This is a genomic window from Streptomyces sparsogenes subsp. cuspidosporus (genome assembly GCF_039532705.1).
In the GTDB taxonomy this organism is placed as follows: domain Bacteria; phylum Actinomycetota; class Actinomycetes; order Streptomycetales; family Streptomycetaceae; genus Streptomyces; species Streptomyces sparsogenes.
The window spans coordinates 69,733-94,784 of sequence record NZ_BAAASD010000032.1 but is presented as its reverse complement, the minus strand read 5'-3'; the positions used below and the strand labels follow the sequence as shown (position 1 = coordinate 94,784).

General features: G+C 75.4%; 16 protein-coding genes. 4 read left to right on the top strand and 12 right to left on the bottom strand.

The window, feature by feature from the left end; translation table 11 throughout:
• Positions 1 to 20: 20 nt before the first annotated feature.
• On the bottom strand, positions 21 to 1,421 hold the full coding sequence (lpdA, locus tag ABFY07_RS29940) for a dihydrolipoyl dehydrogenase (RefSeq protein WP_346177494.1): 1,401 nt from the start codon (positions 1,419 to 1,421) through the stop codon (positions 21 to 23).
• Between the two features lie 85 nt (positions 1,422 to 1,506).
• On the opposite strand from lpdA, the gene ABFY07_RS29935 reads away from it, so the two are divergent.
• Positions 1,507 to 1,893 carry an RNA-binding S4 domain-containing protein gene (locus ABFY07_RS29935; RefSeq protein WP_346177503.1) on the top strand — a complete coding sequence of 129 codons (387 nt, stop codon included), beginning with the start codon at positions 1,507 to 1,509 and terminating at the stop codon, positions 1,891 to 1,893.
• 20 nt (positions 1,894 to 1,913) lie between these two features.
• Here ABFY07_RS29935 and ABFY07_RS29930 read toward each other — a convergent pair whose 3' ends face one another.
• The gene (locus ABFY07_RS29930; protein WP_346177493.1) at positions 1,914 to 3,146 is read right to left on the bottom strand and encodes an FAD-dependent oxidoreductase; all 1,233 of its coding nucleotides are present in this window, start codon (positions 3,144 to 3,146) and stop codon (positions 1,914 to 1,916) included.
• 215 nt (positions 3,147 to 3,361) lie between these two features.
• Between ABFY07_RS29930 and ABFY07_RS29925 the strand changes: the two genes are divergently transcribed.
• Complete coding sequence (locus ABFY07_RS29925; protein ID WP_346177492.1) at positions 3,362 to 4,060, top strand: peptidoglycan-binding domain-containing protein; 699 nt, start codon at positions 3,362 to 3,364, stop codon at positions 4,058 to 4,060.
• A 60-nt stretch (positions 4,061 to 4,120) separates the two neighbouring features.
• Here the strand turns inward: ABFY07_RS29925 and ABFY07_RS29920 are convergent, their stop codons facing one another.
• The 9 genes from ABFY07_RS29920 to ABFY07_RS29880 form a co-directional block, all read right to left on the bottom strand.
• Entirely contained in the window at positions 4,121 to 5,593 is a 1,473-nt protein-coding gene (locus tag ABFY07_RS29920; RefSeq protein WP_346177491.1) for an NAD-dependent succinate-semialdehyde dehydrogenase, read from the bottom strand.
• A gap of 78 nt (positions 5,594 to 5,671) precedes the next feature.
• Positions 5,672 to 6,931 (bottom strand): aspartate aminotransferase family protein, encoded by a 1,260-nt coding sequence (locus ABFY07_RS29915; protein WP_346177490.1) that lies wholly within the window; start codon positions 6,929 to 6,931, stop codon positions 5,672 to 5,674.
• Positions 6,932 to 7,088: 157 nt separating this feature from the next.
• Positions 7,089 to 7,739: a helix-turn-helix transcriptional regulator gene (locus ABFY07_RS29910; RefSeq protein WP_346177502.1), complete on the bottom strand. Its 651-nt coding sequence runs from the start codon at positions 7,737 to 7,739 to the stop codon at positions 7,089 to 7,091.
• A 298-nt stretch (positions 7,740 to 8,037) separates the two neighbouring features.
• Entirely contained in the window at positions 8,038 to 10,869 is a 2,832-nt protein-coding gene (locus ABFY07_RS29905) for an ATP-binding protein (RefSeq protein WP_346177489.1), read from the bottom strand.
• Positions 10,859 to 13,582 (bottom strand): helix-turn-helix transcriptional regulator, encoded by a 2,724-nt coding sequence (locus ABFY07_RS29900; RefSeq protein WP_346177488.1) that lies wholly within the window; start codon positions 13,580 to 13,582, stop codon positions 10,859 to 10,861. Before ABFY07_RS29900 ends, ABFY07_RS29905 begins: the two co-directional genes overlap by 11 nt.
• 83 nt (positions 13,583 to 13,665) lie before the next feature.
• Positions 13,666 to 16,575, bottom strand: a complete 2,910-nt coding sequence (locus ABFY07_RS29895; RefSeq protein WP_346177487.1) for a helix-turn-helix transcriptional regulator — start codon at positions 16,573 to 16,575, stop codon at positions 13,666 to 13,668.
• A 389-nt stretch (positions 16,576 to 16,964) separates the two neighbouring features.
• Positions 16,965 to 17,483: an ATP-binding protein gene (locus ABFY07_RS29890; protein ID WP_346177486.1), complete on the bottom strand. Its 519-nt coding sequence runs from the start codon at positions 17,481 to 17,483 to the stop codon at positions 16,965 to 16,967.
• Positions 17,480 to 17,674 (bottom strand): DUF5999 family protein, encoded by a 195-nt coding sequence (locus ABFY07_RS29885; protein ID WP_346177485.1) that lies wholly within the window; start codon positions 17,672 to 17,674, stop codon positions 17,480 to 17,482. Before ABFY07_RS29885 ends, ABFY07_RS29890 begins: the two co-directional genes overlap by 4 nt.
• 164 nt (positions 17,675 to 17,838) lie before the next feature.
• Positions 17,839 to 19,959, bottom strand: coding sequence for an ATP-binding protein (locus tag ABFY07_RS29880; protein WP_346177484.1), 2,121 nt, complete (start codon positions 19,957 to 19,959; stop codon positions 17,839 to 17,841).
• 217 nt (positions 19,960 to 20,176) lie between these two features.
• On the opposite strand from ABFY07_RS29880, the gene ABFY07_RS29875 reads away from it, so the two are divergent.
• Entirely contained in the window at positions 20,177 to 22,465 is a 2,289-nt protein-coding gene (locus ABFY07_RS29875) for an ATP-binding protein (protein WP_346177483.1), read from the top strand.
• A gap of 151 nt (positions 22,466 to 22,616) precedes the next feature.
• The gene (locus ABFY07_RS29870; protein WP_346177482.1) at positions 22,617 to 24,599 is read left to right on the top strand and encodes a pyridoxal phosphate-dependent aminotransferase; all 1,983 of its coding nucleotides are present in this window, start codon (positions 22,617 to 22,619) and stop codon (positions 24,597 to 24,599) included.
• A gap of 42 nt (positions 24,600 to 24,641) precedes the next feature.
• On the opposite strand, the gene ABFY07_RS29865 is transcribed toward ABFY07_RS29870, so the two are convergent.
• A complete protein-coding gene (locus ABFY07_RS29865; protein WP_245738374.1) occupies positions 24,642 to 25,043 on the bottom strand; it encodes a hypothetical protein in 402 nt (133 codons plus the stop codon).
• Positions 25,044 to 25,052: the final 9 nt, after the last annotated feature.

Sequence of the window (25,052 nt, the reverse complement as noted above, 5' to 3'; positions counted from 1 at the left end):
CGTGACCGGCCCCGGGCCGCTCACATATTGATCATGTGTCCGGCGAGGCCGTGCACGGCCTCCTTGACGGCCTCGGAGAGCGTGGGGTGGGCGTGGACGTTGCGCGCCACCTCATGGGCGGTCAGGTCCCAGCGCTGCGCCAGCGTCAGCTCCGGCAGCAGCTCGGTGACCTCCGGGCCGATCAGATGGCCGCCCAGCAGCTCGCCGTGGCGGCCGTCCGCGATGAGCTTGACGAAGCCGACGGCGTCGCCGATCCCCTGCGCCTTGCCGTTCGCGGTGAACGGGAACTTCGCCACCCGCACATCGAAGCCCCGCTCCCGGGCCTGGGCCTCGGTCCAGCCGAAGCTGGCGATCTGCGGCCGGCAGAAGGTCGCCCTCGGGATCATCACATAGTCCAGCTCCATGGTCTCCGCGCCCGCGATCGTCTCGGCGGCGACCACGCCCATCGCCTCGGCGGCGTGGGCGAGCATCAGCTGCGCGGTGACGTCCCCGACCGCGAAGATGTGCGGCACGCTGGTGCGGCAGCGGGCGTCCACGGCGATGGCGCCCCGCTCGGTCAGCCGGACGCCGGTGTTCTCCAGCCCGTAGCCGGTGACCCGCGGCCGGAATCCGATCGCCTGCAGCACCGCCTGGGCGTGCAGCGTCTGCCGCTGGCCGCCGGTGGTCACCATGACCTTCACCGAGGGGCCCGAGTCGTTGATCGCCTCCACCCGGGTGGAAGTGAGGACGTCGATGCCCAGCCTGCGGTAGCGGCGCGCGAGCTCGGCGGAGACCTCCTCGTCCTCCAGCGGGACGAGCCGGTCCAGGAACTCCACGAGCGTCACCCGCACGCCGTAGCTGTGCATGAGGGACGCGAACTCGACGCCGATGGCGCCCGCCCCGGCGATGATCACGCTCTCGGGCAGCTCGGGGCTGAGGATCTGCTCCTCGTACGTCACCACGCGCTCGCTGAGCGAGGTGCCGGGCAGCAGATTGGTGACCGCGCCCGTGGCGATCACGCAGTGGCCGAAGGTGAGGGTCTCCGCTCCCCCGGCGGCCAGGTCGACCCGCAGCGTCCGGTCGTCGGTGAAGGTGCCCCGGCCGTCGTACTGGGCGATCTCGTTCTTCTTCATCAGGAAGTGGACCCCGCGGACGCGCCCGTCCGCGACCTTGCGGCTGCGCTCGTAGGCCGCCCGGTAGTCCAGGATCACCTGCCCGTCCACCCGGATGCCGAAGGTCGGGGCCTCCTGGGTCAGCAGATGGACCAGCTCGGCGTTGCGCAGCAGGGCCTTGGACGGGATGCAGCCCACATTGAGGCACACCCCTCCCCAGAACCGCTCCTCCACGACGGCCACGGACAGGCCGAGTTGCGCGGCGCGGATCGCGGCGACATAGCCGCCCGAGCCCGCGCCCAGGACCACGACGTCAAAGTGTGCGCTCATGTGTGGCACCTTAGACAGCAATATCGGATGAAGCAGGACGTATCACCCTGGACGGAGCCGATAGAGTCGGGGCATGGCTTCAGGCATGCCTTCAGACGCCGCTTCGGAACACGGGTCCGTGCGGATCGACAGCTGGATCTGGTCCGTACGGCTGACGAAGACCCGGTCGCTGGCCGCCACGGCGTGCCGCGGCGGCCACGTGCGGGTCAACGGGGAGCGCGTCAAGGCCGCCCATGGCGTGCGGCCCGGGGACGAGGTGCGGCTCTTCCACGCCGGGCGCGAGCGGATCGTGATCGTGAAGCGCCTGGTGCGCAAGCGGGTCGGGGCCGCCGTCGCGGCAGAGTGCTTCGTCGACAACTCCCCTCCCCCGCCGCCGCGCGAGGAACTCCTCGCGGTCGCCACCCGCGACCGCGGCGCCGGCCGCCCCACCAAGCGCGACCGGCGCGACATGGAGCGGCTGCGCGGCCGCTGAGCCGCTGAGCCGCGGCCGGGTCAGCGCAGGGACGCGGCGGGCGGGCGCTCGCGGCGGGCGCCGTAGGCCAGGAAGTACGCCGGGACCCGCTTCAGCCAGGGCACCGCGCTCAGCACCCGCGCGATCCCGGGCGGCCGGGAGCCGTCGCCGAGCGGGGTGGCGCCGGCCAGCACCGGCTCGATGACCCGCGCGTGGGCGATCCGCTGCAGCGCCTGCGTCGCCGCGGTGGTCGGCCACCTGCGGCGCTGCACCGCGCGGGCCTCCCGCAGCCCGACGGTGCCCTCGGCCAGCGGCCCGGCCAGCACCCGGGCGGCGGCCACGGCGTCCTGGACGGCCAGGTTGATGCCGATCCCGAACACCGGCGACATCGCGTGCGCCGCGTCCCCGATGCACAGCAGCCCGGGGCGGTGCCAGCGCCGGAGCCGGTCCAGCCGTACGTCGAGCAGCTTCACCTCGTCCCACGACCGCAGGGCGTCGGTGCGGTCCGCCAGCCACGGCGCGACGGCCGCGAACTCGGCCATGAACCGGTCCAGGCCCGCCGCGCGCCGCTCCGCGTCCGTCCCCTTGGGGATCAGCGCGGCGCACTGCCAGTAGTCCCCGCGGTCGATCATGGCGGTCAGGAAGCGGTCGCCGGCGTTTCCCACCAGCCCCCGCGGGTCCCCCTCGTGCCGCGGCAGCCGGAACCACCAGGCGTCCATCGGGCAGCCGAACTCCCGCAGCCCCAGCTCCGGCAGCCGCCGGGCCAGCGACCCCCGGCCGTCGCAGGCCACGGTCACGGTGGCCCGCAGCTCGCCGGTGTCCCCCTCCGCGGTGCGGTAGCGCACCCCCGCGACCCGGCCGCGCTCCATGAGGAAGGACGTCGCCTCGGTGTTCATGCGGAGGGTGAAGGCGGGCTCCCGCGCGCCCTCCTCCGCCAGCAGGGTCAGCAGGTCCCACTGCGGGACCATCGCGACGTAGTTGTACCGCACCGGCAGCGCGCCGATGTCGCCGACGGTGAACAGCGACCGGCCCGGGCCGATCGGCAGCTGGATGGTGCGCACATGCCGCTGCGGCAGCGCCGCGAACCGCTCGGCGAGGCCCAGCTCGTCCAGCAGCGACAGCGTGGTCGGGTGCACGGTGTCGCCCCGGAAGTCGCGCAGGAAGTCGCCGTGCTTCTCCAGGACCGTGACCTCCACCCCGGCCCGCGCCAGCAGCAGGCCGAGCACCATCCCGGCCGGCCCGCCGCCCACCACACAACACCTGGTGTGCTCCATCTCCTCCACCCTCTCCACCCCCTCGGTGTCCCGGCCGCGGCATTCGGGGGGGCATCCGGCGGCCGGTCGTGTGTGAACGCCGCCGAGCGTCGCCTGGCGGGCGCCCACCGACATCATCCGCGACGCGTCATCCACGCGCTGAGTCCCCCGGGCTTCCCGTCCGTATCCTCTCCCGACGGTCTCGACGGCGCTGCGCGGGAGTTGGAGGAGATCTTATGGCTGCCGGAACCGAACCCGAACAGCCCACCGGGCGGCAGGTGATCGAGCCGACCCGGATCTTCCGTGCGGTGGTGGAGCCCGACCGGGACGGCGGGCCCCCGCTCGAGGCCTGGATGGAGGAGCTTGACCTCTTCCGCCCGGGAGGCGCGGCGCTCCCACCGGGCGGGTACGACATCGCCGACGCGGACACCCAGGAGTTCGACCCCGGCCTGGGGAGCCCCGCCGAGCCGCAGCCCGCCGCCGCCTCGCGGGCCGCGCCCGGGCACCGGGGCCGGCCGCGCGCCGTCGTCCTGGCCGCCGCGGGGGCGGTCGGGGCGGCCCTCGCGCTCGCGCTCGTCCTGCTCCTCCCCGGCGGTGACGGGAGCCCCGCCGCGCGGCCCGGGCCGGGCGGCGCCCCGCCCGGCCGTACGTCGGCCCCCGCCCCGCCCACCGCGGCCGCCGCGCCGGGCGGGGCGGACGGGGCGGGGGAAGGGGGCGCGGTGCTGTCCCTGGGGGACAGTGGCCCGGAGGTCTCCGAGCTCCAGTCCCGCCTGCTGCGGATCCCGGACGTGTACCCCGGCGGGGCGGTCAACAGCAGGTACGACCGCACCCTGGCCTCCGCCGTGGCCCGCTTCCAGCTCTGGTACGGGATCCGCGGCGACGAGGACGGGGTGTACGGCGACGCCACCCGGCGCGACCTGGAGTCCCGCACCTGACCGGCGGCCGGCCCCCCGCTCACCGGGTGCCCATGCCCCTCGGACCACCCCTCGGGCGGCTCACACCGGGATCGCCACGTACTTGTACTCCAGGAACTCCTCGATGCCCACCCGGCCGCCCTCGCGGCCCAGTCCGGACTGCTTGACGCCGCCGAAGGGGGCCGCCGGGTTGGAGACCAGACCGGTGTTGAGGCCGACCATGCCGACCTCCAGCCGCTCGCTCACCCGCAGCGCACGGCTCACGTCCCGGGTGAAGACATAGCCGACCAGGCCCCATTCGGTGTCGTTGGCCAGGCGGACCACCTCGTCCTCCTCGTCGAAGGGGGAGATGGCCGCGACCGGGCCGAAGATCTCGGTGTCCATCAGCCGGCTGGCCGGGTCCACGCCGGTCAGCACCGTGGGCGGGTAGAAGCAGCCAGGACCGTCCGGGACCTCGCCGCCGACCAGGACCTCGGCGCCGCGCGCCACGGCGTCCGCGACCAGCTCCTCGACCTTGGCCCGGCCGGCCCGGTCGATGAGCGGGCCGACGTCGACGCCGGGGCTGCTGCCCGGGCCGACGACGAGCGAGCCCATGCGCCGCGCGAGCCGCTCGGCGAACTCGGCGGACACCGACCGGTGCACGAAGAACCGGTTCGCGGCCGTGCAGGCCTCCCCCATGTTGCGCATCTTCGCGGTCATCGCGCCCTCGACCGCCGCGTCCAGGTCGGCGTCGGCGAAGACGACGAACGACGCGTTTCCGCCCAGCTCCATGGAGGTGCGCACCACGGCCGGGGCGCACTGGGCGAGCAGGGTCCGGCCGACCTGGGTGGATCCGGTGAAGGACAGCTTGCGGACCCGGCCGCTGGTCAGCAGCGGCTCCACGACCTTCCCGGCGCGGGAGGTCGTCACCACGTTCAGCACCCCCGCCGGGAGGCCGGCCTCCTCCAGGATCCCGGCGAGGGCGAGGCTGGACAGCGGGGTCTGCGGGGCGGGCTTGAGCACCATGGTGCAGCCGGCGGCGATCGCCGGGCCGATCTTGCGGGTCCCCATGGCGAGCGGGAAGTTCCAGGGGGTGACCAGCACACAGGGGCCGACCGGGCGGCGCATCAGCAGCATCCGGTTCCGGCCGTCCGGCAGGGTGCCGAAGTCGCCGCCGATGCGGACCGCCTCTTCGGAGAACCAGCGGAAGAACTCGGCGGCGTAGGCGGCCTCCCCGCGCGCCTCGGCCAGCGGCTTGCCCATCTCGGCGGTCATCAGCGCGGCGAGACTGTCGGCGCGCTCGACGATGAGCTCGTAGGCGCGGCGGAGTATCTCGCTGCGCGCGCGGGGCGCGGTGGCCGCCCACTTCTCCTGGGCGTCCTCGGCGGCGGACAGGGCGCGCTGCCCGTCCGCGGGGCTGCCGTCCGCGACCCGGCACAGCACCTCGCCGGTGGCCGGGTCGTCGACCGGCATGGTCAGCGCGCCGGCCGCGTCGGCCCATTCACCGGCGATGTACAGCTTCTTGGGCACGGCGGCGATCACGTCGTCCGCCGGGGGGAACGAGGGGTTGGACATCTGGGGCGGCTCCTTCTTCACCTCTGCCATCCGGGACCGTCGACCACTGGGGGTAACCAGTGTGGCGCGGGGCATGCCTCAGGAGGCCGCCGTGCCCGCCTCGACCGCGGCGGACCAGGCGCGCAGGCCCTCGTCGACGGCCGCTTCGTCGACGACCAGGGCGGGGATCATCCGCACCACGTGGTTCCAGGCCCCGCACAGGAGCAGCAGCAGGCCCTCGTCCACGGCCGCGCGCTGCACCCGCGCCGCCGTCGCGGGGTCGGGCTGCCCGTCCTCGGTGGTGAACTCGCTGGCCAGCATGAGGCCGAGGCCCCGTACGTCGCCGATGGCGGGGGTCTTGGCAGCCACCGCCTCCAGGCCGGTGCGCAGCCGGGCGCCCATGGCCTCGGCGTTGGCGACGAGGTTCTCGTCGCGGACCACGTCGAGCGTGGCCACCGCCGCCGCGCAGGCCACCGCGTTGGCCCCGTAGGTGCCGCCCTGGGAGCCGGGCCAGGCCTTGCTCATCAGGGCCTTCGGCGCGGCGATGCCGGACAGGGGGAAGCCGCTGGCCAGGCCCTTGGCGGTGATGAGGATGTCGGGGCGCACGCCGAAGTGCTCGTGGGCCCAGAAGCGTCCGGTGCGGCCCACGCCGGTCTGCACCTCGTCCAGGACGAGCAGGAACCCATGGCGGTCGGCCCGCTCGCGCAGGCCGCGCAGGAACCCTTCGGTGGCGGGCACGTATCCGCCCTCGCCGAGGACGGGTTCGACGAAGACGGCGGCGGTGTCCTCGGGCGGGGAGACGGTCTGCAGGAGGTAGTCCAGCTCGCGCAGGGCGAAGCGGGTCGCGGTCTCCTCGTCCCAGCCGTACCGGAAGGCGGTGGGGAAGGGGGTGACCACCACGCCGCCCATGAGCGGCGAGAAGCCGGAGCGGAAGCGGGTGCCGGAGGTGGTCATGGAGGCGGCGGCGACCGTACGGCCGTGGAAACCGCCGTGGCAGACCAGGACGTTGGGCCGCCCGGTGGCCTGGCGGGCGAGCCTGAGGGCCGCCTCCACCGCCTCGCTGCCGGAGTTGGCGAAGAACAGACTGTCCAGCTCCTCGGGGAGCACCTCGCCGAGCCGCTCGACGAGCCGGCGCAGCGGCGGGTGCAGCACCGTGGTGTACTGGCCGTGGATGAGGTTGGCGACCTGCTCCTGGGCGGCCGCGACCACCTTCGGGTGGCAGTGCCCGGTGCTGGTGACGCCGATGCCGGCGGTGAAGTCCAGATAGCGCCGACCGTCCTCGCCGTGGAGGTAGGGCCCCTCCCCCCGGACGGCGACGACCTCGGTGGCCTGCTTCAGGTGCGGCGACAGTTCGGTCATGCTCTGCTCCCAAACCTCACGGGTCGGCGATCACTGGACGCTTCGAGCGTCGCCGAGAGCCGGGGCCGGGACAATGATCACTGTGTCGCGCCGGCGCGATCACTGTGGACGATCTGTCAACCGCGCGGCGCCGGGGCCGGTCGCGGTCCGGGTCCGGTCAGGTGACGAAGTCGCGCACGACCTTCGGGGGCCAGGAGCCCACTTCGAGGACGCCCAGGGAGTAGGCGCGGGAGACCAGGGCGGCCCGGTTGGGGACCCGGAGCTTCCGCAGCAACCGGGTCACGTGGTATTCGACGCCCTGGCGGCTGAGGTAGAGCCGGGACGCCAGGGGGACGGTGGAGAGGCCGGACGCTATGCCTTCCAGGATGCGGGCCTCGATCTCGCTGAGCATCTTCTTGTGCGGGGTGACGACGTCGGGGTCCTCGGGGCCGTCCGCGGAACGCATCACGACCAGGACGGAGACCATGCGCGCGCTCTCCCCGCGGACCGCGACCGCCGTGAGCGCGCTGGTGAACGCGGTGCCCTCGGCCGAGACGGCGACGAGGTGGGTGGCGAACCGGCGGCGGCTCCCGTCGACGAGCCGGAGGAACTGGCGCCTGAGCGGCTGCCGGAGGCTCGGGTGCGCCAGCTCGCCGAAGTCACGGCCGCAGACCTCCGCGGAGGAGCCCCCGAACTGCCGGAAGAACTCCTGGTTCGCCTGCTGGATACGCAGGTTGGCGTCGAGGCGGGCCACACCCGCCCCGGGCTGGTCGAACTGCCCGAGGAGGTTCGCGTACCCGAGCGGGTCACGGCCGGTGTCCCGGGGGATGAGGTGCACTGTCTCTGCCGGCGCGGGGGTCGCCAATGGACTGCCGTCCCTTCATGGGCCGTTCCCCGGAAGGCCGGGGAACGGCATGCTGGTGGCACGTTTTTCGGTGGGGGATTGGTTCGGAGACTAAGGAGGCCCTCAAAGGGGCGTCAACGTCCGCCGGGGCCCGGCGGCAAATCCTGTGGTGGGGCGGCGCGGATGGTTCGGTACGCCGTCCGCGGTTTCGGTGGTTCGGTACGGTCCGCGCGGACGCCCGCCTCGACCGCGGGCCGGTCACCCTCGACGCGGGCCGGTACCCTCAACCGCCCTTGACCGCCTGGAGCCTCGGCAGGGCCGCGATGAGTTCGCGCCGTCCGGAGACGGCCAGCTTGCGGTAGGAGTTCGTCAGGTGTTTCTCGATGGCGCGGGAGGTCACCCCCAGTTCACCGGCGATCTCGGTGTTGGTCAGCCCCCGGCCCGCCAGCGCGACCACCCGGCGCTCGGTACGGGTCAGCGCGGCCTTGGGCCGGGCGGCGCCGCCCCCGCCCCGGTGGGCCCGTTCGGCCAGCCAGGGCGCCTCGCAGGCGGTGGCCAGCGCCGCGGCCTCCCGGAGCAGCCCGTCGGCCTCCGCGCCGCCCTGGAGCCGTCTGCCCAGCATCAGAAGGGCGCGGGCGAGTTCGAGTTCGTTGGCCGAGCCGCGCAGCACGCCGACCGCCTCGCGCAGCAGGGCCTCGCCCGCCTCGCCCTCCACCAGCGTGCCCTGGAGCCGCAGGGCCCGGCCCACGGCGACGGGCGCGCCCCACGCCTCGGCCCGCAGCCGCTCCTCCTCGGCGAGGGCGAGCGCCGAGCGGAGATCGCCGAGCCGGTGGTAGAGGCCGGCCGCGCGGGGCCGCCACGGGAACAGCACCGGATTGCGCCAGCCCGCCGCCTCCAGCCGGCGGCCGCCGGCCATCAGGGTCTCCACGGCCGCGGCCCAGCGGCCCTGCTGGGCGTCCACGGCCGCGCCCAGGAACTGCAGCCCCACCGTCAGGGTCAGGCAGGAGGACTGGCGCCGGGAGGCGTCCTCCAGGATCCGTACGCCGCGGGCGGGGTCGCCCATCTCCAGGGCCGTGAAGACGAGGGCGATGGTGGAGGCCACGCCGAGTTCCCGCCAGTGGGCGTCGGCGAGCCGCAGCGCGCGCTCGGCGTGGGCGTGGGCCGGGGCGGGCCGGCCGCGCCCCATGAGCACCATCGCCTGCTCGAGGTGGCCGAACGCGTCGGCGACCGTGGCGTCCCGCCGTCCGAGCCGCTGCTCGACGGACAGCCAGGAGCCGACGGCGTCGACCGAGTCGGCCGCGACCAGCGCGACGGTGGTCAGCGGCAGCGCGGAGTACACGCGGGCCGACGCGACCGGTTCCCGCTCCAGAAGGCGCCGCGCCAGCCTGGTGACGTCGGCCGGGGGCAGCCGGCAGGTGAGCACGGCGGCGTTCAGCAGCACCGCGGCCAGCTCGCGCTCGGCCGCCGTGGCCGTCGGCGGCTCCTCCCCCATCGCGTGCAGCCGCTCCACCGCCGAGGCCAGCTCCGCCGGGTCCGCGACGCCGCACTGGCGCAGCCGCGCCTCCAGCCGCAGGGCCACCTCGCGCACCGCGCCCTCCAGCGCGTCCGGCGGGCCGAGTTCCGCGGCGGCCTGCCGCAGCAGATCGACCGCGGAGTGCGGGGTGCGGTCCAGGACGGCCGGGGAGAGCCGCAGGGCCGCGGCGGCCCGCTGGCCGGCGGTGGGGAGCAGCGGGATCGCCTGGGAGATGTGGCGCTCGCAGGCGGCGGGGTCCAGGCCGCGCTCGGCGGCGGCCAGGTCGATCAGCAGCCGCGCCCGGGCCTCGCCCGCCAGGGAGCCGTCCAGCAGCGCGCGCCGCAGATAGCGGATGGCGGCCTCGGGGGCGCCCCGGCGCAGCGCCGTGTCCGCGGCGGCCCGCAGCACGCCCACCGACCACGGGTGGCCGGAGGTGACCCCGGCCATCAGCTGGGCGGCGACCTGTTCGTCGGAGTGTCCGGTGCGGTACAGCAGTTCCGCGGCGCGGTCGTGCAGCCGCTCCCGCTCCGTGACGGTCAGCGAGGCGTGGACGGCGTCGCGTACGGCGGGGTGGGCGAAGCGGGGCCGCGGCCCGGCCGTCCGGTCCTCGGGCAGCCGGTCGGCCACCAGCCCGAGTTCGCCGAGGGCCCGCAGCGCCGCCCCGGCGCCGATGGGGTCCAGACCGGCCAGCCGGGCAGCCAGCGCGGGGTCGCCGTGGTCGCCGAGGACCGCGAGGGCGGCGGCCAGGTCGCGTACGGCGGGGGGCTGGAGGCGTACGCATCGGGCGAGCCGCTCGCGCAGGTCCGCGGGGCGCGCGGAGCGGGCCGCCTCCGCCCGGTCGGCGGTCGGCCGGTGGCCGGCGGCCGCCAGGTCCTGGAGGACGGAGGTCAGCGCGAGCGGGTTGCCGGCGCAGGTGTCGTGGCAGGCGCGGACGAAATCCTCGTGGCCCGGCTCGCCGAGGTGGTCGCGGACGGTCTCCGCGGTGGCCGCGGCGGACAGCGGGCCGAGGGGCAGCCGGTGGGTGGCCGCGTCGGCGATCTCGCACACCAGGGGGTGCCGGCCGCGGGGCTCCCCGTCGCGCAGGGCGCACACGAGGACCGCGCGCAGCCCCCGCAGCCGCTTGGCCAGATACGCCAGGCAGCGCAGCGAGGGGGTGTCGACCCACTGGAGGTCGTCGACGAGGATCAGCAGGGGGCCGTCGGCGCAGACGTCCTCCAGCAGTGAGCGCAGGCCGCCGAGCGCCGGTTCGTGGGCGGCGGGGTCTTCGGGCCCGGGCCCGGCCTCGTCGGCGAGGGCCGTCATCCGGGCGAAGCCGGCGCTCTCGTGCGTCAAGCGCTCGCACAGCTCGCGCGGGGCGCCCGCCAGCAGGCTGTCGAGCAGCTGGCGCACGACGCCGAAGCCGAAGTCCTGTTCCATCGGGGCGGCGTTGGCGCGCAGCACCCGCGTGCCCTCGTCGGCGACGTGTGCGGGCAGCCGCTGGAGCAGCGCGGACCGGCCGATGCCGAGCGGGCCGGTGACCAGGACGAGGGACGGCCTGCCCGCGCGGGCGTCCCGCAAGGCGGTGGTGACCTGGGCGAGTTCGGGGTCCCGCTCATGCAACATCCGTGTCGTAGCCTTCCATCGAGCGCACCAGCGCGCGCAGTTCGGCGCGGCCGCTGATCCGCAGTTTCCTGTAGGCGGCGCTCAGCCGCAGCTCGACGGTGCGGGTGGTGACCGAGAGCTTGTCGGCGATGTCGCGGTTGCCGTGCCCGCGGCCCGCGAGGGTGGCGGTGCGCCGCTCGGCGTCGGACAGCGCGGTCCAGGCGGCGGGCAGATCGCGGCTGGGGCCGCCGGGCCGGCCGAGCCGCTGGGCGAGGGCGCGCGCCCGCGCGGCCGTCCTGCTGCCGGGCTGGGAGGCGACGAGCCGGGACACCTCGGCCACCAGGGGTGCCGCGGCCTGCCGCCGCCCCGCGTCCAGCTCCGCCGTGGCCAGTTCGATCAGCGCCCCGGTGTAGGCCACGGTGGCGGGGACGGCCCGCAGGGTGCGCACGGCCTCGCGCAGCCTGGCCGTGCGGCCTTCGCGGGCCACCCGCCCGAGGCCCAGCTCCGCCCAGCCGATGGCGCCGGGCGCGCCCCAGTGCCGGGCCAGGGACAGTTCCTCGTGGCCGAGCCGCTGGGCCTCCTGGTCGCGGCCGAGGGCGTGGCAGGCCCGGGCGGCCAGGGAGCGCCAGGGGAGCAGGGCCGGGTTGGCGTACTGGAGGCGCAGCAGCCGCCGCCCGGCGGCCAGCAGCAGGTCGGCCGCTTCTCCCGGGCTGCCGTACGCGATGGCCACAAGGCCCCTGGCGAAGAGCAGATGGGCGCCCGCCATGCCGTTCCACGAGGCGTCGGGGTCGGGCAGGGCCGCGAGTGCCTCGGCCCGCCGGCGGTCGCCGCTCTCCAGCGCCACCAGGATGCGCACGGCCAGCGTGTAGGGGGCGTAGAGGGGGTGCCAGTGGGTCTGCGGCAGGGCGCGCTCGGCCGCGGCGACGTCCCCCTCGGCCAGGTCGGGCCGGCCGCGCCGCAGATTGAGGTCCCCGCGCGCGGTGAGCAGCAGCGCGGCGGCGGCCGGGGCGTGGTCGCGCCGGGCCTCGGCGAGCAGGGCGTCCAGGCGCCAGGCGGCCTCCTCCAGGTCGCCGGTCAGACACAGCGCCCGGCACGCCGCCAGCCGGGGCAGCAGCAGCGCGCCCTCGTCGCCGCGGCCGGCGAAGGCGTCGCGGGCGAGCCCTCGGGTGGCGAGCAGGTCCTCGCCGCGCAGCGCCTGCCGCCAGGCGCGCACCCCCGCCTGGGCGGGCGAGGCCGGGTGGCGGGGCAGCGCGGGGACCTCGTGCAGCAGCAGGTCGGTGTCGTCCTGGCGGCCCAGTTCGGCGAGCCAGAACAGGGCGACCAGGGCGTCGCGTTCGCCGCCGTGCGCGGCGGGCAGCGCTTCCACCAGCGCCCGGCGTACGGCGTCGCCGCCGCCGCGGGCCAGTGCCAGGTCGGCGGCGCGGGTCCGCGTCCCGGCGAGTTCGGCGCCCGGTGAGCGGAGGATGTGGGCGAACCGGCGGTCGGCGGCCTCCGGGGCGGTCGGCACCTCGGCGGCGGCCAGCCGCAGGCTCAGCCGGGCCCGCCGCACGTGGTCCAGCGGCTCCTCCAGCGCGCGGGCCAGCGCGGCGACCGCCCGGCCGTGGTCGCCCGCGCGCAGCGCCTCGGCGCCGGCGCCGCGCAGTACGTGGACGGCCCAGGGCGCCCCGACGGGGCGGGCGGCGAGCAGCAGTTCCGCGATGCCGGCGTCGCCGGCCCCGGCCCGGTGGGCCAGCTCCGCGGCGCGCGCGTACAGGTCGGCCCGCTCGTCGGCGGGCATCCCCTCCAGCACCCGGGTACGCACCTCCGGGGTGGCGGGCCGCAGCGCCCCTCCCCCGTCGGAGACGGTGAGCCCGGTGGCCTCCAGCGTCTCGCGCAGCCCCGCGTCGTGTGCGGGGCGGGGCCTGGCGAGGGTCCGGACGAGGGGGAAGTCCAGCAGGTGGCCGCAGACGGCCACGGCCCGCAGGGCCGCGACCGCCTCGGGGGGCAGGCCGCGCAGCACGCGGGTGGTGTGCTCGGCGGTGACGGCGGCGGTGATCGCGCGCAGCTGCGGCACCCGGGCGTCGAGCGGTCGGTGTCCGGCGTCGGCGAAGCGGCGCAGCATCTCGTGAAGCACTTCCGGGTTGCCCGCGCAGGCTTCGGCCGCCGCCGCGGTGAAGCGCTCCTCGCCCCGGTCGCCGCACACCAGCGCCACCGCGGCCGCGACCTGGGCGGGGCCCAGCGGCGGGAGCGTCAGCCGGGTCACCGGGAGCGGCCCCGGGGCGTCCGGGTCGGCCAGGCGCGCGGGGCCGGTGGCGCCGGCCAGCACCGCGACCGGCGCCCCGGGCAGCCGCCGGATCAGCGCCCGGAGCCAGCGCAGCGAGTCGGGGTCCAGCCAGTGCAGGTCCGCCACGGTCAGCAGGGTCGGCCGGTCCCGGGCGGTGCGCAGCAGCTCGGCGAGGCCGGGTAGCGGCCCGTCGCGCCCGGCGCCCGCGGCCGGGGCGTCCGGGCCCAGCAGCTGGGTCACCGCCCCGTACGCCAGGTCGCTCTCGCCGGGGGTGGCCCGGGCGCGCAGCACGCGCAGCCCTCGCTCCTCGGCGAACCGGGCCGCCCACCGCAGCAGCGCGTGCTGTCCGGAGCCCGCCGCGCCGCTCACGGTGACGACCGCCGGGCGGTGCTCGCTCAGGCCGGTGACGGCCCGGGCGAGGACTTCCCGCTCATGTTCGCGACCGAGGAGGGAGAGCCCGAATGGCGGCATGCGGTCACTATACATAGGGTTTATAGTTGCGGTTTCGCCAGGCGGCCCGGTCGCGGCGGGCACGGCGGCGACGGGTCTCCCGCTCAGCTCCGGCCGCGGGAGGCGGACACCCAGGCCGGCGCCCGGGGCCCGGGGGGCTCCGGGGCGCGCAGCGCCGCCCCGAGCTCGCCGCGCTGACCGACGCTCAGCTTCCGGTAGACGCTCGTCAGGTGCATCTCCACGGTGCGCACAGTGACGAAGAGGGATTCCGCGATCTCCCGGTTGCCCGCCCCGCCGGCGGCGAGCTGGGCGACCGTGCGCTCCATGCCGGTCAGCAGGTCCACCGGCGAGGCGGTGATCTCCCGCATCCGCCCCCCGGAGGCGACCAGCCGCCGCCGCGCCTCCTTGGCGAGCGCGAGCGCACCGCAGCGCCAGGCGAGGTCCGCGGCGGTGCGCAGCCGCTCACGCGCCCCGCGCGGGTCGCCCGCCTCCAGCAGCGCCCCGCCCAGCAGGTACTCGGCCCGCGCGTGCTCGGCCCTGGCCGGTGACCGGGACAGCAGTTCCACCGCCCGGCCCAGCAGTTCGATGCCCCGCCGCCCCCCGGCGGTCACCCCCTCGGCGAGCGCGGCCAGCCCGAGCGCGCGCGGCGTCCCCCACCGGCGGGCCAGCCCGGAGCCCCACTCGACGAGGTCCCGGGCCTCCTCGGGGCGCTTCAGCTCGGCGAGCACACAGGCCGCCTCCGCCCACCAGGGGGCGAACGCCGGGTTGGTGAAGCCCGTCTCCTCCAGGGACCTGCCGCAGTCCAGCAGCAGCCCGAGCGCCGCCTCGCGGTCGCCCAGCGCCCACCGGGCCCGCGCCCGCGCCATCAGATACCAGTGGTACTCGAGCACGAACCCGTCCAGGTTCGGGCGGGCGATGCGGTCCAGCAGCGCCTCGGCCCGCTCCGGCTCGCCGCGGTCGACGAGCGCGGTGGCCAGCGCGGTCTGCGGCATGGTCACATGCCCGTTCCACCGCTCCTCCGCGATGATCTCCACCGCGGTCTGGGCGTCCGCCAGCGCGTCGGTGATCTCGCCCATCGCGTGCCGCACCAGGGCGCGGGTGGACAGGCCGAGCACATACGTCCACACCGCCGCGTTCTCCTGGCTGTGGCGCAGCGCGCGGTCGAGCCCCTCGAGCGAGTCCCGCGCCTCGTCGGCGAGGCCGAGCGTGAACGCGGAGAAGATCAGCGGCAGGGTGCCGGACTCGGCGTCCCTCGACCGCTGGGCGCGCCGGGCCTGCCGTACCGCGCGCTCCGCCGAGCGGCCGTCCATCGCCGTCAGCACGCTCATCATGGCCAGCGTCTGGCGCTGCGCCGGGGTGTCCCCGGCGGGGGCCGCCATCCGCGCGAAACGGCCGCGGACGGCCGCGATCGTGGCCTTCTCGTCGCAGCCGGTGATCAGCAGCACCGACTGGACGAGGGCGCGCAGCTCACGGTCCGCCGGGTCGGGGTCGGGCCCCAGCTCGGCCTCGAGGGCGTCCAGGACCTCGCCGAGCACCCGCACCGCGGCGGGCGCCCGCTGCACGGTCAGACAGGCCATGGCCAGCTGGACGGCGAGCGTCGCGCGGACCCGTACGTCCACGGCCAGCGCGAGCGCCTCCTCCAGCAGGGCGATGGCCTCGGGCGGGTTGATCTCCGCGAGCGACCTGGCCAGCTGGGCGCGCGCCGACACGCTCTCCGGCTCCGCCTCCAGGACCCGGTACAGATAGCGGACCGCCGCCTCCGGGGCGCCCCTGCTCTCGGCCCCCGCGGCCGCCTCCCGCAGCACCCGCCGCATCCACGGCTGGTCCACCGCGGGCACCAGCAGCAGTTGGCCCGCGACCTCCTCGGCGGGCCGCCCGGCGTCGCTGAGCAGCAGGGCCGCCCGGACCCGCAGCTCGCCCAACTCCTCGGCGGCCGCCGAGTCCAGCACGGCCGAGCGCACCACGTCGTGCGTCAGCTCCGTCCGGTCGTCGGCCACCACCTCGGCGCGCCGCAGCGCCGCCAGGGCCTCCTCGACCATCGCGGCGGGCACCCCGGCCAGCGCCCCGACGTGGTCCACGTCCTCCTCGCCGAGCACCGCGATCGCCGTGGCCACATCGCGCGCCCAGGGGCGCAGCCCGTCCAGCAGGGCGCGCACGCTCGAGCCCACCACGCCCTGGCCCACCTCGGCGACCGCGGCCAGGCCCTTCCCGTCCGGCGAGGCCCCCCTGGCCCGCAGCTCGGCCAGCAGCTTGGTGAGCATCAGCGGATTGCCCCCGGAGACGGCGGCGGCACGCTCGACGAAGGCGGGGTCGACGGGGGCCGGGAAGGCCCGGCCGACCATCTCCGCGACCCCCTCCTCGGTCAGCGGCTCCAGGCGGATCGCCGTGGAGCGGGGCTGTGCGGCCAGGTCGGCGAGGGCGCCGGGGGCGGCCGGCTCGGTCTCGGTGCGCTGGGCCAGCACCACCAGCAGCGGCAGGTCGTCCGCGCGGCGCAGCAGGAAGTCGAGCCAGCGCAGCGACCGCTCGTCGCACCAGTGCGCGTCGTCCAGGACCAGGACGAGCGGGCCGCTCGACATCAGATTGACGGCGAGCCAGTACAGCCCGTGCAGCACGGGGTAGACGCTCGCGGCCGTGCCGGGCTTCTCCTCCTCGCCTGGGCAGGGCCGCAGGGCGGGCAGCGCCCGGCGGGCGCTGCCCCGCAGCAGCGGGGAGTCCCGGGCGGTCTCGGGCTCCGCGAGCCCCAAGCGGCCGAACAGGGCCCGCACCCCGCCGTAGCCGGCGTTGGTGACGACCTCGCCGCACCTGCCGTGGAGCACCGTCATGTCACGGCAGGCCCCGCCGTTCACGAAGGCGTGCAGCAGGCTCGTCTTGCCGATGCCGGCCGGGCCGGACAGCAGGACCAGACCGGCGCGCCCGGAGCGCGCCGCGTCGGCGTGGTCCCGCAGCGCCGCCAGCTCGCGGGCGCGCCCGATGAGGGCATCGGACAGCCAGGATCCAGCGGTCCGGTCCGTCACCGTAGCCCCCTCGCACCCCAACGCGCTGCGATAAGCCGGAAAAGCATGCTACTCGATGCGATCATGAGATTACACGAGTGACACTTATGTGATCAACCGACACGGCAGTGAGCGGTGATGCCTCACGGAATCGGTGTTCACGCCCCGGGCGCCGGTGGAGCGAGGCGGGGCGGACACGGGAAAGCCCGGGGCCGGAAGTCGCGGTGGAGGGCACTCATCTTCCGGTCCCCGGGCCGTTCGGCATCACGGAGTGCGATGTACCGTCCGATGGCATCTCCCTTCGTCGTGTCGTGTGCGATGTGACGTGTGCGGTTCGTGTCGTGTGCGGTGTGACGTGTGCGGTTCGTGTCCCGCGCGGTCCGTGCCGTGGTTTCGGCGGGGTGTACGGCTCAAGGGGCCTCGGGGTTCGGGCGCCCCTCGGCCTTGGGGCGGACGTGGAGCTCGAACCACACGGTCTTGCCCCCGCCCGTCGGGTGGCTGCCCCAGCAGCGGGCCAGCAGGTCGATCATGTAGAGCCCGCGGCCCCCCTCGTCCTCCTCACCGGCCTCGCAGGCATGCGGCGGCGTGGGGTCGGCGTCCTCCACCTCGCAGCGCACCGCGTCGTCCGCGGGGCACAGGCACAGCGTCAGCCGCACCGGCCCCACGGTGTGCCGCAGCGCGTTGGTGACCACCTCGCTGACCAGCAGCTCGACATCGTCCGCCGGCCCCGGCACGGCCCATACGGCCAGCTGCGACAGGGCCAGCCGACGGGCGGCGGACACCGAGGAGGGATGGGACGGCAGCACCCAGGACACCCCCCGGTCGGCGGCGCGGGCACCGCGCCGCGCCGGCCGCCGGAGAGTGCCCGGCGGGGCGGTGAGCGCCACTGCGGGAGGGGGCACCGCCCAGCGGTAGCCGGGGGACTTCATGCGGCCTGCTCCGGGCTGTTACGGGGGGCGGGGACGACGCGACCGTCGGGGAGGAGTTCACCCGTGTCCGCGAAAACCACCACGCCGTTGCACAGGAGGCTCCACCCCTGCTCGGGGTGGGATGCCACCAGACGGGCCGAGTCGTGGTCGGTCGCGTCGGCGGGCGGGCAGGGAGGCTGATGATCACACATGGCTCGGGCCTTCGATCTTCCGCCGACTTCCGGCGGAATCCGGAATCGAGACCTTCAGCATGCGACCGGGGGCTTCCCCCGGGGAGGGGAGAAATCCCCGCATGGGTACCCGACCCGCCCCCCGGGGCCCGCCCCGGCCCCGTCTCAAGCGCCCCGAGCCCCCCTCACGCGCCGGCCGAGGCCGCGCGGCGGCCGGGGGCGGGTACCGGGTCGTGGAGGGCGGCGGCCGTCGCCTCGTCGGCCGTCAGCCGCGCCCCGGCCCGGTACGCGACGGCGTACGCCCGGGTGCCGAGTTCGGCCCGCAGGCGGGCGGCGACCTCGTCGTGGACGGCGGCCAGGTGCCGGAAGCCCGCGGGCGAGGCGCCGGTGGCGCTCCACATGGCGTCCGCCGAGCCCAGCAGTCGCGCCCCGTAAGCCGGCCGGCCGCCGAAGGCCGCGGTCCAGGCCAGCACCTCGAGGCACAGCGCCGTCCCCCACCCGTCGCGCACCGCCCACCGGGTCCGCAGGGCGTCGCGCACCAGCGCGGTCGCCCGCCGCCGGTCGCCCCGGCGCCAGGTGTGCAGGCCCAGGGCCCACAGCGCGTAGGAGCGGGCCCACTGGGCCCCGGCCGCCTCACACAGCGCCAGGCACTCCTCGCCGTAGGCCGAGGCCCGGGGGTCGCCGTACAGGGCGCAGGCCGTGGTCAGCTGGTAGAGGGCGGTCATCACGCCGTTGCGGTCACCGGCCGCGCGGTGGCCCGCCAGGGCCTGCTCGACGAGGCGGATCGCGCGGGGGAAGTCGCCCTCGTACAGCGCGAGGGCGCCCCGGTGCTGGGTGGCGCGGACCACGGTGGGCTCGTGCCGGATGCGGAGGGCCAGCTCACGGCACTCGTCGAGCCGGGGCAGGGCCGAGGCGGTGTCCCCCTGGAGCGCCGCGAGCCAGGCGTCCACCCACAGGGCCTTGCCGCGCGCCACGCCGTCCTCGGGGGCGAGCCGCAGCGCCTGGCCGAGCCAGTGGCGGCCCTCGCCGAGGCTGCCGCCGCAGATCCAGTGGGGCCACAGCGAGGCGGCGACCTCCAGCCCCGCGCGCGCCTCGCCGGGCTCGGCGCGGCAGAACTCCAGGGCGGCGCGGACGTTCGCGATCTCGGCGCGCAGCCGGGTCAGCCACTCCTCCTGGCGCGGGGTGAGCCACTCCTCCTCGGCCTCGCGCACCAGCGCGCGGCACCAGTCGCGGTGGCGCCGCCGCCACACCGCGACCCGCCCGGAGCCGGCCAGCCGCTCCCGCCCGTACTTGCGGATCGTCTCCAGCAGCCGGTAGCGGACCCGGCCGTCCCGCTCCTCCCGGACCAGAACCGACTTGTCGACCAGCCCGGCCACCAGATCCAGTACGTCCTCCCGGCCGACTCCCTCCCCGGAGCAGACCTCCTCCGCCGCCCGCAGGTCGAAGTCCCCGGCGAACACCGACACCCGGGCCCACAGGGTCCGCTCGCCCGGGGAGCACAGCTCGAAGCTCCAGTCGACGGCCGCGCGCAGCGTCTCGTGGCGGGAACGGGTGCCGGCCCCCTCCTCCCCCGCGGGCTCCAGGCACCGGTCCAGCCGGTCGAGCACCTGTTCGAGGGCGAGGGTCCGCAGTCCGACCGCGGCCAGTTCGATGGCCAGCGGGAGGCCGTCCAGCCGGCCGCACAGCAGGGCCACGGTGTCCCCGTTGTGCGGGCCGAGGGCGAAGCGGGGCGAGGCCCGCGCCGCGCGGGCCACGAAGAGCCGGACCGCGGGGTAGCGGGCCAGTTCCTCGGGGCTGTGCCGCCGGTGCGGCTCGGGCACGCCCAGGGAGGGCACCCACAGGACCGCCTCCCCGTGCACCCGCAGCGGTTCGCGGCTGGTGGTCAGCACGCACAGCCGGGGGGCGCGCCGCAGCAGGCGGTCGGCGAGGACCGCGCAGGGCTCCACCAGGTGCTCGCAGTTGTCGAGGACCAGCAGCGCCCGCTTGCCGCTCAGGTGGTCGCCCAACAGCTCCACCACGGGCCGGGCGGCCAGGTCGCGCAGGCCCAGCGCGCTCGCCACGGCCTGCGGGAGCAGCCCGGGATCCGCGAGCGCGGCGAGTTCGGCCGGCCACACACCGTCCGGGAAGTCTCCCCGCACCAGGTCGGCCACGCCCAGCGCCAGCCGGCTCTTGCCGACGCCCGCGACGCCGGTGAGGGTGAGCAGCCGCGTCCGCCCGAGCAGCCGCCGGGCCTCGGACAGCTCCTCCTCCCGGCCGACGAGCCCGCCCGAGCCGGGCGGCCCGCCTTGGTCACGCCGCACCGCCATGCGATGTCCTCCGCTCGCGCCCTTCGCCTCCATCCTTCCCCTCCACCACCGATATCCGCCAATTGGCCCGCTTCCCCTAGCCTGGAAGCGTCGGCCCGGTCCGAGCGTGCGGGGCCTCGTCGGCCGGGACTGGTTCGAGGCATCCATGAGCGCGGTGGCAGCAGGCACCTCGAACGGTCGGCACACCGGAAGGCTGCCGGCCGAGGTGACGAGCTTTGTGGGACGTCGGCACGAGACGGCCGAGGTCAAGCGGATGCTGTCCGCCTCCAGACTGGTGACCTTGACCGGTGTGGGCGGGGTCGGCAAGACCCGGCTGGCGCTGCGGGTGGCCGAGGACGCGCGCCGGGCGTTCCCGGACGGGGTGTGGCTGGTCGAGCTGGCCGCGCTGACCGACCCCGCGCTGCTGGCGCAGAGCGTCAGCGAGGCGCTGGAGCTGCGGGACCACTCCTCCCGGCCCGCGGTCGAGACCCTGGTCGACCATCTGCGGGACAAGCAGGCGCTGATCCTGCTGGACAACTGCGAGCAGCTGGTGGAGGACTGCGCGCGGCTCACCGACCGGCTGCTGCGCGAGGCGCCCCGGCTGCGCGTCCTGGCCACCAGCCGACAGGCGCTGGGCACCGCCGGGGAGCAGACACTGGCCGTCCCGGCGCTGGCGCTGCCGGACGCCGACGGCCCCCGCCTGTCCACCGCGGCCCTGGCGCAGTGCGACGCGGTGCGGCTGTTCGTGGAGCGGGCCGGCGCCATCCTGCCCGGGTTCGCCGTGACCGAGGCCAACCGGGACGCGGTGGAGCGGGTCTGCCGCCAGCTGGACGGCCTTCCGCTGGGCATCGAGCTGGCGGCGGTGCGGCTGCGGGCCCTGTCCGTACAGCAGCTCCTCGACCGGCTGGACGACCGGTTCCGGCTGCTGACCCAGGGCTCCCGGGCGGTCCTGCCGCGCCACCGGACACTGCGGGCGCTCGTCGACTGGAGCTACGACCTGTGCACCGACAAGGAACAGCTGCTGTGGGCCCGGATCTCGGTGTTCGCCGGAAGCCTGGACCTGGAGGGGGCCGAGGCGGTGTGCGGCGGGGACGGCATCGGCCGCGAGCAGGTCCTGGACCTGGTGACCGGGCTGGTGGACAAGTCGGTGCTGATCCGGGAGGACCATCCGGAGGCGGTGCGCTACCGGATGCTGGACACGCTGCGCCACTACGGCCGGGACCGGCTCGCCGCGGCCGGGGAGGAGGCCGTGCGGCTGCGCCGCCACCGCGACTACTACCGGGGGCTGGCGGCCGCGGCGCGCGCGGAGCTGTTCGGCCCCTTCCAGGTGCCGTGGTTCGCCCGGCTCCAGCGGGAGCACACCAATCTGCGCGCCGCGCTGGAGTACAGCTTCGCCGAGCCCGGGCAGGCCACGGCCGGTCTCGGCATCGCCACCGACCTGCTCTACCACTGGATCACCAGCTACTACCTCGCCGAGGGGCGCGGCTGGCTGGACCGGGGCCTGGCGCTGTGCCCCGAGCCCACCGAGGAGCGGGCCCGCGCGCTGTGGACGGACAGCTGGCTGGCCATCATCCAGTCGGACATCGACGCGGCGGCCGACATGCTGGAGGAGTGCCGGGCGCTCGGCGACCGGCTGGGGCAGGACTCGGTGCCGGCCTATGTGGCGCTGTACTCCGGGATGGTCGCCATGTGCCGGGGCGACACCGAGTCCGCGGTCGGGCTGTACGAGGAGGCCGTGGCGCGCCATCGCGCCACCGGCGATCCGGTGGGGCTCGCGCTCGCGCTGATCCGGCTCTCCCTGGCCCACTCCTTCCGGGGCGACGCGGCCCGCGCCGTCGCGGTGGGCGAGGAGTCGCTGGCGGTGTGCGACGCGCACGGGGAGGGCTGGCACCGGGCGTACGCGACGATGGCGCTCGGCGTGGAGGTGTGGCGCCAGGGCGACCACGAGCGGGCGGAGGCCCTGGAGACGGAGAGCCTGACCTTCAACCGCTCGCTGGACGACCCGCTGGGCGTCGGGGTCAACCTCGAGGTGCTGGCCTGGATCTCGGCCTCGCGGCAGCGGTACCAGCGGGCCGCCAGGCTGCTGGGCGCCCTGCGGAACATCTGGCAGAGCGTCGGCGCCCCGCTGTCCGGGTACGGCCACCTCGTCCGCTACCACGAGGGGTGTGAGGCCGCCACCCGGCAGGCCCTGGGCAAGCAGGCGTTCCAGGCGGCCGTGAAGGAGGGCGCCAGGCTCTCGTACGACGAGGCGATGGCGTACGCGCTCCAGGACCGGCTGCCCGGCCCGTCCGCGGCCGGCGAGGGCGAGCCGTCCTCGCCGCTGACCCCACGGGAGACGGAGATAGCGGAACTGGTCGCCCAGGGGCTGAGCAACAAGGAGATCGCGTCGACGCTGGTGATCGCCCAGCGCACCGCCGAGGGCCACATCGAGCGCATCCTGAGCAAACTCGGGTACAACTCCCGGGCACAGGTGGCAGTCTGGGTCGCCGGGCAGCGCCGATCCGAAGACGATGTCGAGGCGGAATGATAACCGCTCACCTGTTCCCCTGTCCCGAACTCCTCAAACACCCCACGAAAATCCTCAGTGTGCCGACATGTGAGGGATCATGCGGCAGGCTCTGGAGACAGAGCAGCAACGGTCGTGTCTGCACGGCCCCGTGACCGAGGAGGGTCCCGCGGTGACTGTTGCCGCAATCGGCAATTCCGGTGATGCCACGGAGCTGTTCCGTGGCACCCACCACAGCCCGTCCTATTTCTCGCTCTCCCGCGCGGGAGTGGGCCAGGACGTCCTGGACTTCTGCATCCCCTGCAACCCGTACTTCCCCACCCCCGCGATGTTCGCGGTGCTGGCGGTGCGGCTGCGGGACATCCTCACGTACTACCCGAGCCCGGCCGACACCATCACCGCCGAACTGGCCGGCCTGCTCGGGCTGCAACCACAGACCATGGCGATGGGCAACGGCTCGACCGAGCTCATCACCTGGATCGACCACCTCCTGGTCAAGGAGAGCCTGGCGGTGCCGATCCCCACCTTCGGCCGGTGGACCGACCAGCCGATGGAGACCGGCAAGCGGGTCGACATGTTCCAGCTCCCGGAGGCGGACGGCTTCCGGCTCGACCCGGAGGCGTTCGTCTCCTTCGTACGGTCCAGGGGCTCGCGGGTCGCGGTGATCTGCAACCCGAACAACCCCGACGGCGGGCTGCTGTCCCGGCGGGCCGTCGTCTCCATGATGGACGCGCTGGCCGACCTCGACCTGGTCGTCATCGACGAGTCGTTCCTGGAGTTCGCCGACGCCGAGGCGTATCCGAGTGTCGTGGACGAGGCGGTGTTACGGCCGAATGTCATCGTGCTGCGCAGCCTCGGCAAGAACTTCGGTCTGCACGGCGTCCGTTTCGGCTATCTGGTCGCCAATCCGGCGCTCGCCGGCCGGATCCGCTCCCGGTTGCCGAAGTGGAATCTCAACTCCTTCGCCGAGGTCATCGTCTTCATGTTGAAGCGGTACCAGCCGGAGTACGCGCAGAGCCTGCGCATGCTCAGCCGGGACCGGCAGGAGATGACGGCCCAGCTGGCCAATCTGCCCGGCCTGACGGTCTACCCGTCCCAGGGCAACTTCGTCTTCGTCAAGCTCCCGGAGGGCGCCGACGGCGCCCAGGTCCGCGACCGGCTGCTGGCGGAACACGGCGTGCTGGTCCGCGAGTGCGGCAACAAGCTGGGCAGCAGCAGCCGGTTCATGCGGCTGGTGGTGCGCTCCCAGCCGGATGTGCGGCGGCTGCTGACCGGGCTGAGCACGGTGCTGTACGGCACCGCCTGGTACGCCCCGCAGCCCTCCTTGGACCACCAGCCGTCCTACGCGCTGGAGCAACAGCCCTCGTACGCGCTGGATCAGCAGTCCTCGTACGCGCTGGGCCAGCAGTCCTCGTACGCCCTGGACGAGCAGTCCTCGTACGCCCTGGACGAGCGGTCCTCGTACGCCCTGGAGCCGCAGCAGTCCGCCCCCTACGCCCTGCCCCAGCAGCCCGCGTACGCGCTGCCGCAGCCGCAGTCCGAACTCCAGCAACTGCTCCTGTCCGCGCAGGCACCGCAGCCGGCGCTCTACCCGGCCGATTCGCTCCAGGCCACGCAGGACGGCTACGGGCCGTACGCGGCGCAGCAGGCCGCGCCCGCGGCCTACCTCCAGCCGCAGGCGCAGCCGATGACCGAGCTGACCCCCGCCGCGTACACCCCCGCCGGCCAGATGCCGCCCTACCAGGCGCCGCAGCCTCAGCCGGCCCCGGCGTTCCAGCCGGCGTCCCAGGTCCAGCAGCCACAGCCGACGGGTGCCTACGCCCGGCTGCAGGCCATGCAGGAGGCCCTGCGGCAGCCGGCGCGGCCCGGCGCCGGGTCCGAGCCCGCGCAGACCGCGGAACAGCCGTCCGGCGGCCGGCGGATGACGGTCTACGCACCGAATCCGGCGTCGGCCGGGGCGGATTCCTCGTCGATGGACGACACCCTGATCTACATGCCGACGGTGGTCACCGGCTCCGCCCCCGACCCGGCTCCGGCCTCCGCCCCCGCCAGGCCCGCCCCTGAGCCTCTCGACAGCGAGGCCCCGTCCGGCGGCGGCGCCCTGCGCCGCTATCCGCGCCCGGCCGCGTATCGGCAGGCCGACGGCGTTTCCTGACGGCTGAAGGCGGCTGAAGGCGGCTGAAGGCGGCTGGAGAGCCTAGTCCGGCCAGGACGGGGAGACCCCGGCGACCGCGCAGACGGCGATGTGCAGCACCAGCGGATGGGTGTACGGCACGGTGCCCTCGGGCCGGTGGATCAGCCGGGGGCCCTCGGCCGCCGCGTTCCGCTCCGGTGCGCCGGTCAGCACCGCGCCCACCGAATACTCGGCGATCCCGGGCCAGTTGAGCCCGGAATCCGACCGCGGCGGAACGATCCACCACCACCGGCCGGATGCGGAGTAGACACAGCCCGCCCGGGGCAGCAGCTCCATAACCTGACGCCCCTGCCGCTCCGGCAGGGCGACGGCGTCGTATCCGGCGTCGGCGGCCAGCGGGGGCGGCAGCTCCAGACGCCGTCGGCGGCCGAGCCTGGGCGGCGCCGCGGGAGATGACGGGATCACGACGCCACT

Coding starts and splice junctions, on each gene's coding strand:
- lpdA (WP_346177494.1), bottom strand. CDS start 1,421: ATGAGCGCACACTTTGACGTCGTGGTCCTGGGCGCGGGCTCGGGCGGC.
- ABFY07_RS29935 (WP_346177503.1), top strand. CDS start 1,507: ATGCCTTCAGACGCCGCTTCGGAACACGGGTCCGTGCGGATCGACAGC.
- ABFY07_RS29930 (WP_346177493.1), bottom strand. CDS start 3,146: ATGGAGCACACCAGGTGTTGTGTGGTGGGCGGCGGGCCGGCCGGGATG.
- ABFY07_RS29925 (WP_346177492.1), top strand. CDS start 3,362: ATGGCTGCCGGAACCGAACCCGAACAGCCCACCGGGCGGCAGGTGATC.
- ABFY07_RS29920 (WP_346177491.1), bottom strand. CDS start 5,593: ATGTCCAACCCCTCGTTCCCCCCGGCGGACGACGTGATCGCCGCCGTG.
- ABFY07_RS29915 (WP_346177490.1), bottom strand. CDS start 6,931: ATGACCGAACTGTCGCCGCACCTGAAGCAGGCCACCGAGGTCGTCGCC.
- ABFY07_RS29905 (WP_346177489.1), bottom strand. CDS start 10,869: ATGTTGCATGAGCGGGACCCCGAACTCGCCCAGGTCACCACCGCCTTG.
- ABFY07_RS29900 (WP_346177488.1), bottom strand. CDS start 13,582: ATGCCGCCATTCGGGCTCTCCCTCCTCGGTCGCGAACATGAGCGGGAA.
- ABFY07_RS29890 (WP_346177486.1), bottom strand. CDS start 17,483: ATGAAGTCCCCCGGCTACCGCTGGGCGGTGCCCCCTCCCGCAGTGGCG.
- ABFY07_RS29885 (WP_346177485.1), bottom strand. CDS start 17,674: ATGTGTGATCATCAGCCTCCCTGCCCGCCCGCCGACGCGACCGACCAC.
- ABFY07_RS29880 (WP_346177484.1), bottom strand. CDS start 19,959: ATGGCGGTGCGGCGTGACCAAGGCGGGCCGCCCGGCTCGGGCGGGCTC.